General features: G+C 60.3%; 1 protein-coding gene. It reads right to left on the reverse strand.

Annotation, left to right across the window (positions count from 1 at the left end; genetic code table 11):
* Window positions 1-416 (reverse strand): (Fe-S)-binding protein (locus WA675_RS27280; protein WP_336088328.1); only part of this gene is annotated, 416 nt, incomplete at both ends.

Here is a 416-nt window from a genome sequence, read left to right on the forward strand (position 1 = left end):
CCACCGGCACCACAGCACATCGACCGCTCACCATGACGCGGCATCTCCACCAACGTCGACCCCGAAGCCTCCATCAACTCACGCGGCGCGTTGTAGATCTTGTTGTGCCGACCCAGATAGCACGGGTCGTGGTAGGTGATGTTCTGCGACACCGACGCCACCGGCACCAGCTTCTTCTGCCGCACCAACCGGTTCAGCAACTGCGTGTGGTGCACCACCTCGTAGGTGCCACCGACCTGCGGGTACTCGTTGTTGAGCGCGTTGAAGCAATGCGCACACGTGACAACGATCTTCTTCTTGGACTGCTCGACACCCTCGAACACCGAGTTGATGACCTCGATGTTCTGCATCGCCAACTGCTGGAACAAGAACTCGTTACCCGCACGACGCGCCGAGTCACCGGTGCAGGTCTCCTC

It is taken from the genome of Nocardia sp. SSK8 (assembly GCF_037034205.1).
Lineage (GTDB): Bacteria > Actinomycetota > Actinomycetes > Mycobacteriales > Mycobacteriaceae > Nocardia.